This window comes from Comamonas sp., assembly GCF_036666375.1.
Taxonomy (GTDB): Bacteria; Pseudomonadota; Gammaproteobacteria; order Burkholderiales; family Burkholderiaceae_C; genus Comamonas.
Genome location: NZ_JAVWWA010000008.1, coordinates 41,012 through 52,810 on the forward strand (window position 1 = coordinate 41,012; position 11,799 = coordinate 52,810).

Sequence of the window (11,799 nt, forward strand, 5' to 3'; positions counted from 1 at the left end):
CCTGGCCGCGGCGGCCAGGCGCCCGGGCTTCAGCGCGCTTGGCCCAGCCCCAGCGCATTGCACACCAGCGTCGGCGCATCCCCATCGTGGCGCAGGCCCAGCTGCTGGGCGTTGGGCGTGCGCAGCGGCGGCAGTCGCGCGAACACGCGGTCGATGAACGGATCGGGCGCATAGCTGACCAGATCCCTGACCCCGGGGCCGAAGCGCTGGGCCAGCGCATCGATGACCTCGCCCATCGTCAGATGCAGCACGGGCATCTGGTAGCTGCGCTGCGCATTCCACAGCCCCGAGTCCATACGGGCCATGTGCAGCAGATTGTCCACGCAGGTGCGCGCGGACATCCACCAGCAGCTGCCCGTGGGCGACACCGGCAGCGTGACGGCCCGGCCTTCGGCGAGGCTCCAGAACAGCTGGCTCATGAAGGCCGACGCCAGGCCCGCATTCTCATCGCGGCGCGCGACAATGCCCGGCAGGCGCACGGAGCAGCCGTCGACCCAGCCTCTGCGGCTGGCGTCCGCCAGCAGGATTTCGCAGGCCAGCTTGTGCGCGCCGTAGCTGATCGCGGGCGCGGGCGCGAGGTCTTCGCTGGCGACGCCCGAAAAGCGGTCGCCGTAGACCGCCACCGAGCTCGCGTAGACGAAGCGCGGCGGCTGCGCCAGCGACCGGCAGGCGTCGAGCAGATTCAGCGTTGCGTCCAGATTCACGCTGCGGCCCAGCGCGGGATCGCGTTCGGCCGCGCCGCCGGGAACGCTGGCCAGATGGAAGATGCAGTCGGGCCGGGTGTCGATCGCGCGCTGCAGCACGCCGCGCTCGGCCACGCTGCCCGCGATGTGCTGCACGCAAGCGCCGGCCGCTGCGCCGTCGAACGCCAGGTCGACCAGCACCAGCTTGCGTAGCGGCTGACCGCTCAAGCCTGCGGTCAGCAGCCGCTGCACCAGCTGCTGGCCAATGAAGCCCTGCGCTCCCGTGACCAGCACGCAGCTCATCGCACGTACTCCACGACGCGCTGGGCAATGCTGCCGAACGGCGCTTCGTCGCTGCCGTCGAACTGCGCCTGCATGCGCACGCTGTCGCCAAAGTGCATGTAGCGCGTGCGCGCTTCGCCATGGTCGAGTATTTCCAGCACGCGCCGCTCGGCAATGCAGGCCGAGCCCGCGGCGCGGTCGGCGTTGGAGACCGTTCCCGAGCCTATCACCGTGCCGGCCGAAAGCCGGCGCGTGCGCGCCGCATGCGCGATCAGCTCGCCGAAGCCGAAGTTCATTTCACCGCCGTGGGGCGCACCGAAATGCTCGCCGTTCCACTGCACCTGCAGCCGCATCTGCACGCGGCCGTCGCGCCAGGCCGGACCCAGTTCGTCGGGCGTGAGCGCAATGGGCGCAAAGCTGCTCGACGGCTTGGCCTGCAGAAAGCCGAAGCCGGTGCGCATCTCGCGCGGGCCCAGCGCGCGCAGGCTCCAGTCGTTGATCTGCACCACCAGTCGCACGGCGGCCAGCGCCTGCGCGGGCGTCGCGCCCATGGGCACGGCGCCGACGACCACGCCGAACTCGCCTTCGAAGTCGATGCCGTCGGCCTCGCTGGGCAGCGCAACGTCGGCATGTGGCCCGAGGAAGTCGTCGCTCGCGCCCTGGTACATCAGCGGCACGGTCAGCGCATCGGGCTGGGGCGCGGTATTGAACGCCTTCTCCATCAGGTGTCCATGGTTCAGAAACGCCGAGCCGTCGCACCACTGCGGCGCACGCGGCAGCGGCGCGGCGCACTGGCGCGCATCGAAAGCCTGGGCCTGCGCGCACGCGCCGGCATTGAGCGCCTCGTAGAGCTGGCCCAGCGCGGGCGCGACCGCGTCCCACTGCGCGAGGGCGGTGCCGAGGTGGGGTGCGATGGCCGAGGCACAGGCCATGGTGCGCAGATCGCGCGAGACGACGACCAGGCGGCCGTCTGCATGTTCGGAATGGAGTGTTGCAAATTTCATGGGGTTCCCTGAAGTCAGTTGCCGTCGGATATCGTGGTGCCGCCATCGATCACCAGGTTGTGGCCCGTGATGAACGCGCCGGCGGGGCTGGCCAGCAGCACGACCGCGCCCGCGATCTCATCGGGCTCGCCCACGCGCCGCAGCGGCGTGAGCGCCAGGCGCCGCGGCATGAAGTCGGCGTTGTCCAGCAGTTGCGCGGCCAGCGGCGTGCGTATCAGGCCCGGCGAGATGGCATTGACGCGTATGCCCTGCGGCCCCCATTCGACAGCCAGGTTGCGCGCCAGCTGGGCCAGCGCGGCCTTGGACAGGCCGTAAAGCCCTATCGCCTTGTTGCCGCGCAGGCCAGCAATGCTGGCCATCAGCACCACGCTGCCGCCACCACTCCCAGCGGCCATGGCCGGCAGCAGGTGGCGCGTGAGCTCCACCGCGGAGCGCAGATTGATGTCCATGACCTGCTGCCAGTCGCTGTCGCTGACCGCGGCCAACGGTCCGGCCGGGCCCTGGACGCCCGCATTGCAGACCAGGATGTCCACCCGGCCCTGCCAGGCCAGCGCGCGCGCGGCGCAGTCGCCCAGGCCGGCGATATCGGCAAGGTCTGCGGGCAGTGCATGCGCCTGGCCGCCGTCGCCGGCCAGGGCCTGCGCCAGGCGGGCGCAGCCATTGGCGTCGTGGTCCGACACCAGCACCTTGGCGCCATGCGCGCGCAGCGCCGCGCAGATCGCCTGGCCCAGGCCGCCCGTGGCGCCGGTCACCATCGCGACCTTGCCACGCAGATCAAACAGGGAGTAAGCCATGGGCCGTCACTCCAGCACCACGCCCGCGCTGCGGATCACGCTGCCCCAGCGCTCGGTCTCGGTCTGGATGAAGCGCGCGAAATCGGCGGGCGACTGCGGCGCGGGCGTGACGCCCAGATCACCGAAACGGCGCTTGATCTCGTCGGATTGAACGGCCTGCACCACGGCCTGGTGCAATTGCGCGGCGATATCGGCGGGAGTGCCCGCCTTGACGACCACGCCGGTCCAGCCCGGCGCGTTGAGCCCGGGCAGGCCCAGCTCGGCCAGCGTGGGCACCTGCGGCAGGCGCTCGAGCCGCTTGTCGGCGCCGACCACGGCCAGCGCGCGCAGCTTGCCTTCCTGCACATAAGGCAGGCTGTTGGCCGCAACATCGAGCATGACTTCGATATGTCCGCCCATCAGGTCCTGCACGGCCGGCGCCGCGCCCTTGTAGGCCACATGCTGGAAGTGCCCCTTGGTTTCGCGCTGCAGCATTTCCATCCAGATATGCGGCTGGCTGCCCATGCCGTACGAGCCATAGGTGATGGCCGATCCGGCGCCCCGGCTTTTCGCGGCCTTGAGCAGATCGTCGAGCGACTTGTAGGGACTGCCCGGCGGCACGACCAGCAGCAGGCTGGACGTGAGCAGCCGGCTCACGGGCTGGAAGTCCTTGAGCGTGTTGTAGTTGAGCTTGGGATACAGCGCGGCATTCATCGCGAACGGACCGATGTCGCCGTACAGCAGCGTATGGCCGTCGGCCGGCTGCTGCTTCACATGCGCGGCCGCGATCTGCCCGCCCGCGCCGGGCTTGTTCTCCACCACCACGGGTTGCTTGAGCGTGGTGGTCATATGCTGGGCGAGCACGCGCGACACCGCGTCGCCGAAGCCGCCCGCGGGGTAGGGAACGACCCACATCACCGGGCGCCGCGGGAACGCAGGCGTCTGCGCGAACGCCGCGGGAGCCAGGGGCAGGGCTGCAGCGGTCAGCAGCAGGGAACGCCGTGAAATCATGTTTGTCTCCATATTGTCGGGAAGGGGTCAACGCCTGTGCTTTGCAGGTTGACCATCGAGGCGCCAGTATGGAGAGCGCGCGGCGCGCGAATGCCGGCGGATTGCGCGGTTTGTCGAAATCCTGCGCATGGGCCGCCGTCGTGCGGCCAAGCCGCCCGGGGCCTGCTTCAGTGCTGCATACGGAAACGCAGCGGTGTCATGCCCCAATGCCGAGAAAACGCCTGCGAGAAATGCGAGCCCGAAGAAAAGCCCAGCTGCGCGGCAATGTCGCCTACGGCGGCGCCGCTCTCGCGCAGCAGCGCGCGCGCGCGCAGCATGCGCTGCTGCAGCACGAACTGGTGGGGCGTGAGGCCGCAGGTGGCCTTGAAGCAGCGCGAAAAATGAAACACGCTCAACTCCACCTCGGCCGCCAGCAGCGCGGTCGTCAGCGGCTGGTCGAGGTTGTCGCGCACCAATGCCTGCACGCGGCGCAGTTGCCGCGCCGACAGCGCCGCCGCAGGCGGCGGTGCGCTGTCGGGCGCACGGTAATGCTCGAGCAAATGGATGGCGACCGTGGAAGCGATGCCGTCGGCAAAGGCCGGCTGCAGGCCGCTGTTGTCGTTCAGCGCCAGCAGCAGCACCTGCACCAGCTGCGTCAGCAGCGGATCGCTCTTGCCGAAGCAGCTGCGCAAGGCGATGGGCCGCCCCGCGTCGCCGCTGACTTTCTGCAGCCACTGGGGCGACAGGTCCAGATGCAGGTTGTCGCGCGGCAGTTCGGTGCGCCAGAAGCTGGGCGTATGCGCGGGCAGCAGCACCATGTCGCCGGTATTCCAGCGCGTATCGTGCATTTCATTGCCATGGCGCTGCAGCAGTCCCGTGGACGGGCCGCGCCGCACGATGATGCAGTGCTTGCCCGCGGGCGGAATGTACAGGTCCTGGGCGTCGGCGCGCTGGTGCCACAGCGACATGCCATGCCAGGGCAGGCCTGCGCTCGAACATTGGACCTGCTCGGGCGGCACGGCGTCCAGCGGTTCGTCCATGAACGCGCGCTCGGCGCCGCGCCAGCGACGGCTATCCACTGGCATGGCGTCTAGCAACGGCATGGTGGCTCTTTCTGAAAAATCACCCTGGACATTGCGGTATCTTAGAGCCTGGCGCAACCCTGTCACCCTCTCGCGAACCCGCGGCGTTGCGCTGCCTGCAACATCTCGCGCCACGGAAATGGCGCTGCACGCGCGAGGTCGGCAATAATTGTCAGCGGAGGTGTTAGTGGTGACCATTTCTCTCGCAACCGGTCTGGACTTTGAAGACATGTTCGACCTGGCTCCTGTATCCCTGTGGATGGAGGATTACAGTGGGCTCAAGCTATTGTTCGATCAATGGCGGGCCGAAGGCATCACCGACCTGCTCGCGTTCCTGCGCGAAGATCCCACGCGCCTGCAGCTCTGCAGCCAGTCCTACAAGGTGTTGCGCGTCAATCAATACACGCTGGACCTGTTCAAGGCGCCCGACCAGCAGACGCTGCAAAGCCGGCTGCACGAGGTTTTCCGCGGCGACATGCTCGACAGCATCCTCGTCGAACTGCTCGCGCTGTGGCGCGGCGATCAGGGCTTCGAGACCCGCTCGGTGAACTACGCACTCGATGGCCGCCGGCTCGACGTCCAGGTGCGCGCGCGCGTGGTGCCGGGCTACGAAGACAGCTGGAGCCGGGTGCTGGTCTCGCTCGAAGACGTGACCGCCGAAGTGCAAGGCCTGGAACAGTTGCAGCGCAGCGAGCAATATGCGCGCGATCTGTTCGAGCATTCGCCGGTGTCGCTGTGGGTCGAGGACTTCAGCGCGGTCAAACGGCTGCTCGATGAAGTGCGCGCCCGCGGCATCACCGACTTCAGGACGTTCCTCAAGGTCCACCCGGAATTCGTCACGCGCTGCATGCGCGAAATCCGCGTGATCGACGTCAACCGGCAGACGCTGGAGATGTTCTGCGCGAAGAGCAAGCCCGAGCTGCTGCACAACCTGTCACGCGTGTTCCGCGGGGAAATGTACGACTCGTTTGCCGAGCAGTTGCAGGACCTCTGGGACGGCAAGCTCGTGCAGCAGCGCGAAGTGGTCAACTACGCGCTCAACGGCGAGACGCTGCACATCCACCTCGAGCTGTCCATCATGGTCAGCCAGGCGCAGAACTGGGATCTGGTGCTGCTGTCGCTGGTCGACATCACCGCGCGCAAGAAAGCCGAAGCCTATCTCGAATACCTGGGCAAGCACGACGTGCTGACCCAGCTGCGCAACCGCGCGTTCTACATGGAAGAGCTCAACCGCCTGTCGCGCAAGGGCCCCTGGCCGCTGGCCATGGTCGCGATCGACATGAACGGCCTCAAGGCCGTCAACGACGAGCACGGCCATGCCGCGGGCGACGCGATGCTGCGTCGCCTGGGCGAAGTGCTGGCCAAGGCCGTCGATGATCCGTCGTGCGTCGCGCGCATAGGCGGCGACGAGTTCATGGTGCTGCTGCCCGCGACCGACGAGCGCGGCGCGATCGCCATGCAGGAGCGCATCCTGTCGCTGCTCGAAATGAACAACCAGTTCTATCCCGGCCACACCATTCATCTGGCGATGGGCCATGCGTGCGGCCAGGAAGGCGCGTCCATGGAAGCCGTGGGCCACCGCGCCGATCAGGCGATGTATGCCGACAAGGCGCGTTTCTACCGGGAACGCGAGACGGACCGCAGGCTCGGGTCCAGCGGGTCCTGAAGCCGTGGCTGTCGGTCAGGCCTGACGTGCTTGCGGCACCCTCACCTGCCTGCAGGCCGGGAGCTGCTGCCTAGAGTGGGGGTGTTCGCGTCATCCGACCGGCATCTACACAGGAGAACAGCATGTCCACAGACAAGCAGCAACCCGGCCAGGGCAAGGTGGAAAACGACCACAACCAGCAGGGCAACAAGGAGCCTACGCAGAAAAACGAAGGCCAGCGCACGCCTGAAAGCCGCAGCGACCGCGAATCGCAGGTCGGCAGCGGCAACCAGAACCAGTCGCGGCAGAACGGCGGCGGCGGCGGCAACCGCGGCGCGGGCTGACCGCTTGCCGCAGCGCAGGCTTGAAAACGGCAAGGGCGCCGGTGCCCTTGCCGTCTGCGCTGCGTCTCAGCGCTGGTTCTTGCGCTCGCTCGGGCTGCCGGGATCGGAATGCAGTTCGGCCGGCGGCTTGATGTCGCCGCTGTCGCCGCCTTCGGCCTCCCAGGTGCCGCCTTCGCGCGCGGTGTTGCCGCGCGGATGGCCCATGTCGGTGCCGTCATCGAAGTTCAGCGGCCCGTCCTGCGGCATGTCGTCGAAGCGGTGCAGCGACGCATCGTCGAGCGAGTCGGTGACGTCGGTCTCGGCACTCAGTCGGTCGTTGATGTCCTCGCCTTCCGGCAACTCGGCATTGGCATCTTCGCTGCGGTCGATTCCAGGCTGATCAAGGTCTTGCGGATGGGTGTTCGGTATGCGCATGGCGGTCTCCAGTTGGGGCACGGCCGGCATTGGCCAGCTCAGCGACTAGCGTGACCGCGTGCGCGCGCCCCCCAGGTCGGTGCAGCACCTTCCTGCAGGTAGGAGCAGACCGACCGCAGCGGCTATTTCTCGCGGTACTTTTCCACGCGCTTGGCTTGGATGCTGTAGCCGCTGGTACCAAGCTCCGAATTGCCGCGCGCCTGCCCCATGGTGCCGCTGACCCAGACCGCGCTCATCGACTTGAAGCCCTTGACCGGAGTGTCCGATTTCACGTGGATGATCTGGTTGGCGGGCGGCGGCGGCGTGTGGATGCAGGCGCCGAAATACGGCACCAGCAGGAACTCGCGCATGCCTTTGTCGGCACTGTCCAGCGGCACGATGAATCCCGGAATCTTGACCTGGCGGCCGTCGAACGAAGCCACCGTGGGCGCTTCGTCCCAGACCTTGCGCATGCGGTCGTAGAGCTGCTGCACGCGCGGATCGGAGTCGGGCAGCGCGCTGAGCTTTTGCAGGTCCTCGAACGATTTCATCGGGTCCCAGTTGCGCGGCACCAGCGCATCCCAGCTGATCTCCGCAAACGACGCGGCGTGCAGCCAGGGCGTGGCGCCCAGGCAAAGGGAGGCGGCCAGGCCTTGCAGCAGGCGGCGGCGGGAGATTGCGGTGGAGCTAGGAGGTGTGAACATGGCGTCAGATTCTCGGAGACAGGCCGTCGGCCAGCGACAGCCGGTAGGCACGCCATCCCGGCAGCAGGCTTGCGAGCCAACCCGCAACCAGCAACCCGGCGAGCAGCAGCCATTGCAGGGGCGTAGTTTGCCCCAGATGCAGCGTCAGGCCAAAATTTGCCTGCAGCCAGGGGTTCGATGCCACCACGCCGGCCACGAGCGCCACGATGCCCAGGGCGATGCCGGCCAGCGTCAGCAGCATGCCTTCGAGCGCCAGCAGCGCCAGCACATGCTGCGGGCCCGCGCCCACGGCGCGCAGCACCGCGAGTTCGCGCCGGCGCTCGTTCAACCCGGCGAGGATCACCGACATCAGCCCCGCCATGCTGACCAGGGCCACCAGGCCCGACATCAGCAGCAGCGCCTTCTCGCCCGCGCCCACCACGTCCCACAGCTCGTCGAGCGCCACGCCCGGCAGGATGGACATCAGCGGCTCGGCACCGAAGCCGTTGACCTGGCGCTGCACCGAGAACACGGCCGCGCGGTTGTGCAGGCCCACCAGCGCCGCAGTGACGCTTCTGGGCGTCAGATCCATGGCGCGCGCCTGCTCGGCGTCTATGCGCCGCCCTGGCAGCGGCGCGCCCACGGTCCAGTCGACATGGATGGCTTCGAGCGCTTCGAGGCTGATGTGCGCCGTGCGATCGACGGGCGTGCCGGTGCGCGCCAGGATGCCGGTGATGGTGAAAGGCTTGTCGGCATGGTCGCCGCCCAGCTGCACTTCGCCCATGCCATGCGCCAAGGTGATGCGCTGGCCCAGGCGATAGCCCAGGCGTTCGGCCAGCTCGGCACCAATCACCACATCGTAGAGATCGGCAAAGCGCCGGCCCTCGCGCAGCGCGAGCGGCTGCTGCTCGCCATAGCGGAAATGGTCGAAATAGGCCGGCGTCGTGCCCAGCACCGGAAAGCCCTGGTGAGAATCGCCCAGCGACAGCGGCACGACCCAGGCGACGCCGCGCAGCTTCTGCAGCGCCTCGACGCTGCTCCAGCGGATATTGTTGGTCGCCGCGCCCACATGGAACACTGCGTACAGCAGCAGCTGCGTGGAGCCGGTGCGCGCGCCGACGATCAGGTCGGTGCCCGATACCGCCGAACTGAAGCTGCTGCGCAGATCGGTGCGCACGCGCTCCATGCCCAGCAGCATGAAGGTCGAAAGCGCGATGGAACACACGGTCAGCGCCAGCGTGAAGCGCCGGTTCCAGGCGCTGCGCCAGGCCAGGCCCAGCAGGAACCCGGCTTTCATGCGCCCCCCTCGGCGGCCGCCGCCGCGCGGTTGATCTGCGGCAGCGAGACCTCGCGCCCGAAACGCTGCGCAATGCGCCGGTCGTGGCTCACGAGCACCAGCGCGCTGCGCGCCTGGTCGCAGGCCGACAGCAGCAGATCCAGAAAGATGTCGCGCCGGTCTTCGTCGAGCGCCGAAGTCGGCTCATCGGCGATCACCAGGCCCGGCTGGCCCACCAGAGCGCGTGCCGCGGCGACGCGCTGCTGCTGGCCCACCGACAGCGTTTGCGCGGGCCGCTCCCAGACCGAAGCGTCCAGCCCCATGCCCGCAAGCCAGTGCTGGCCTTCGTCACGCAGCGACCGCTGGTTGCGTGCCGCGGCCTCGCGCCGGCGCGTGGAAAAGCGGCAAGGCAGCAGCACGTTGTCGAGCGCGGTGAGATACGGCAGCAGATTGAACTGCTGGAAGATGTAGCCCACATGGTCGACGCGGTGGCGGTCGCGCGCGCTGGCGCGCAGATCGCCCCAGTGCACGCCGCCCAGCGCCACGCGGCCCGACTGCGGCAGCAGCACGCCCGCGAGCAGCGAGAGCAGCGTGCTCTTGCCGCAGCCGCTGGGGCCGTGGAGAAAAACGGTTTCACCGGCCGCGACCTGCAGCGCGGCGATGTCCAGGCAGTCGTGCGCGCTGCCCGGCCAGGCAAAGCGCAGGTCCTGCAATTCGAGCAAACCGGCCGGCATGGCGGCGCTCAGCGCGTCAGGCCCAGCCGCGCGGCGGCCGGCCGCAGGCTGCGCTTGAACTGGCCCTGGGGCGCGGCCACCTGGGCGTCGATGCTGCGCAGGCGCGGATAGGCGTCGAACAGCTTGACGTCGATGAAGCGCGCATCCGCGGCCTGGGCGCAGCTGAAGACGATGTCGACCGCGATGTCGGCATGCTCGTTCTTCTCGCCATGGTCATGCGCGGCGCCAAGACCCAGCGCGGCGGATTCGAGATCCACCTTGGCGAGCTTGCAGCCGGCCGCGGCGTCGGGCTGGAACAGCTGGTCTGCGGCCTTGAGGCGCGCGACCATGTCGGCAACCTGCTTGCGCTCGGCGTCGCTGCGCGGCGCGCGCTCGAAGCCCAGAAAGCTGTCGAGCGGCGCGGCGATCGCCAGCGTGATGGTCCGGGCATCGACCGCGACATCAAGCGTCATCAGTCCATGCGTATGGGCATGCGGGTGCGCGGCGGCAGACAGCGCGGCGGCGGCCAGCACCAGCGTCAGAAAGGGTTTGAACATCGGCAACTCCGGATCACAGAAGAAGACCGGCGCGGCGGCAAAACCCGCGCCCGGACCGGGAACCGATGTTATAGCATCACAAAAATATGCGCATTTCACACCTGCGCCATGCGCGCAGACCGCGCACCAACCAGCGCTCAGCGGCCGCGCGCCGTGGTCCATTGCACGGCAAACACGCTGACCAGCGCGATCACCAGCCCCCACAGCGCCAGGCCCGTGATCGCCTGCCCCAGCAGCGTCCAGCCCAGCACCACGGCCGCAAGCGGGCTCAGCAGACCCAGCGAGGCCACGGCGACCGTGGGCAGGCGCGCCACGCCGCGAAACCACAGCGCATAGGCGAGCAAGGCGCCGGCCAGGCTCAGATAGGCATAGGCCGTCCATTGCAGCGGCGTCAATGGCGGCAGCGGCGCGTCCGCCAGCCAGGCGATGGGCGCCAGCATCAAGCCACCCAGCGTCAGCTGCCAGCCCGTGAGCGGCAGCACCGATAGTGGCAGCTGCCAGCGGCGCGTGAGCCAGACGCCCGCGGCCATGCACGCCGCGCCCAGCAGGGCCGCGGCGATGCCCACCGGCTCGAACACGGTCTGCGGCGACAGCAGCAGCACGGCCAGGCCCAGCACGCCGGCCACCGCGGCCCAGAGCGTGATCCGCGCCGGAGCGCGCCGGTCCACGGCCCAGGCCAGCAGCATCACCAGCAAGGGCTGTATCGCGCCCAGCACCGCGGCCAGCCCGCCGGGCAGGCGGTAGGCGGCGACGAACAGCAGCGCCTGGAACACGCCGATGTTGAGCGCGCTCAGCACCAGCAGCCGCGCCCAGTCGCGCCGCGCGGGCAGCACCCGGGTGAACAGCAACAGCAGCAGGCCCGCGGGCAGGGCGCGGATCAGCGCCGCGGTGAAAGGCCGGTCGGGCGGCAGGATTTCGGAGGCCACGATGTAGGTGGAGCCCCAGATCGCGGGCGCGAGCGCGGTCAGCAGGACGTCGCGCCAGTGGCGCAGGGAAGCGGTGAGGTGCATGTTAGTATCTTCAACTCAAGACAAATCGATTGTGCTTGCCAGTTATCTTGAAGTCAAGACATATGCAGACAAAAACCCGCTCCCGCACGCCCGATGCCGTCGACGCCATCCTTGCGCAGTGGCAACGCGAACGCCCCGACCTGGACGCCAGCCCCATGGGGCCCATAGGCCGGATCAAGCGCTGCGCGGCGCTGCTCGAGCAGCAATTGGAAGCCGGCTTCGCGGCCTTCGATCTGAGCCTCTGGGAGTTCGACATGCTGGCCGCATTGCGGCGCAGCGGCGCGCCCTGCCGCCTGAGTCCGACCGAGCTTTTCTCGACGCTGATGGTGACTTCGGGCACCATGACCCACAGGCTCAAGCGGCT

The 11,799-nt window shown here is 68.5% G+C and carries 13 protein-coding genes and 1 pseudogene; 3 read left to right on the forward strand and 11 right to left on the reverse strand.

The window, feature by feature from the left end; all coding sequences use genetic code 11:
* Positions 1-29: 29 nt before the first annotated feature.
* The 5 genes from RR928_RS03245 to RR928_RS03265 form a co-directional block, all read right to left on the reverse strand.
* Positions 30-986, reverse strand: a complete 957-nt coding sequence (locus RR928_RS03245) for an NAD-dependent epimerase/dehydratase family protein (RefSeq protein ID WP_332533893.1) — start codon at positions 984-986, stop codon at positions 30-32.
* Positions 983-1,969 carry a fumarylacetoacetate hydrolase family protein gene (locus RR928_RS03250; RefSeq protein WP_332533892.1) on the reverse strand — a complete coding sequence of 329 codons (987 nt, stop codon included), beginning with the start codon at positions 1,967-1,969 and terminating at the stop codon, positions 983-985. The genes RR928_RS03245 and RR928_RS03250 overlap by 4 nt, the downstream gene beginning before the upstream one ends.
* A gap of 14 nt (positions 1,970-1,983) precedes the next feature.
* Complete coding sequence (locus RR928_RS03255) at positions 1,984-2,763, reverse strand: SDR family NAD(P)-dependent oxidoreductase (RefSeq protein ID WP_332533891.1); 780 nt, start codon at positions 2,761-2,763, stop codon at positions 1,984-1,986.
* A 6-nt stretch (positions 2,764-2,769) separates the two neighbouring features.
* Positions 2,770-3,753: a Bug family tripartite tricarboxylate transporter substrate binding protein gene (locus RR928_RS03260; RefSeq protein ID WP_332681495.1), complete on the reverse strand. Its 984-nt coding sequence runs from the start codon at positions 3,751-3,753 to the stop codon at positions 2,770-2,772.
* Positions 3,754-3,920: 167 nt separating this feature from the next.
* Entirely contained in the window at positions 3,921-4,835 is a 915-nt protein-coding gene (locus tag RR928_RS03265) for an AraC family transcriptional regulator (protein WP_332533889.1), read from the reverse strand.
* 208 nt (positions 4,836-5,043) lie between these two features.
* Here RR928_RS03265 and RR928_RS03270 point away from each other — a divergent pair, with 208 nt between their 5' ends.
* Positions 5,044-6,480, forward strand: a complete 1,437-nt coding sequence (locus RR928_RS03270; RefSeq protein WP_442881602.1) for a sensor domain-containing diguanylate cyclase — start codon at positions 5,044-5,046, stop codon at positions 6,478-6,480.
* A gap of 122 nt (positions 6,481-6,602) precedes the next feature.
* A complete protein-coding gene (locus RR928_RS03275) occupies positions 6,603-6,803 on the forward strand; it encodes a hypothetical protein (RefSeq protein ID WP_332548217.1) in 201 nt (66 codons plus the stop codon).
* Positions 6,804-6,869: 66 nt separating this feature from the next.
* Here RR928_RS03275 and RR928_RS03280 read toward each other — a convergent pair whose 3' ends face one another.
* The 6 genes from RR928_RS03280 to RR928_RS03305 form a co-directional block, all read right to left on the reverse strand.
* The gene (locus tag RR928_RS03280; protein WP_332533886.1) at positions 6,870-7,217 is read right to left on the reverse strand and encodes a serine/threonine protein kinase; all 348 of its coding nucleotides are present in this window, start codon (positions 7,215-7,217) and stop codon (positions 6,870-6,872) included.
* Between the two features lie 122 nt (positions 7,218-7,339).
* Complete coding sequence (locus RR928_RS03285) at positions 7,340-7,900, reverse strand: DUF3299 domain-containing protein (RefSeq protein ID WP_332533885.1); 561 nt, start codon at positions 7,898-7,900, stop codon at positions 7,340-7,342.
* Between the two features lie 4 nt (positions 7,901-7,904).
* A complete protein-coding gene (locus tag RR928_RS03290) occupies positions 7,905-9,176 on the reverse strand; it encodes an ABC transporter permease (RefSeq protein ID WP_332681500.1) in 1,272 nt (423 codons plus the stop codon).
* A complete protein-coding gene (locus tag RR928_RS03295) occupies positions 9,173-9,889 on the reverse strand; it encodes an ATP-binding cassette domain-containing protein (protein WP_332533883.1) in 717 nt (238 codons plus the stop codon). Before RR928_RS03295 ends, RR928_RS03290 begins: the two co-directional genes overlap by 4 nt.
* Positions 9,890-9,897: 8 nt before the next feature.
* Complete coding sequence (locus RR928_RS03300; RefSeq protein WP_332548220.1) at positions 9,898-10,425, reverse strand: DUF2796 domain-containing protein; 528 nt, start codon at positions 10,423-10,425, stop codon at positions 9,898-9,900.
* Between the two features lie 137 nt (positions 10,426-10,562).
* Positions 10,563-11,435 carry an EamA family transporter gene (locus RR928_RS03305; RefSeq protein ID WP_332548221.1) on the reverse strand — a complete coding sequence of 291 codons (873 nt, stop codon included), beginning with the start codon at positions 11,433-11,435 and terminating at the stop codon, positions 10,563-10,565.
* A gap of 62 nt (positions 11,436-11,497) precedes the next feature.
* Here RR928_RS03305 and RR928_RS03310 point away from each other — a divergent pair.
* A pseudogene (locus tag RR928_RS03310) lies at positions 11,498-11,799 on the forward strand (MarR family transcriptional regulator); the annotation flags it as partial.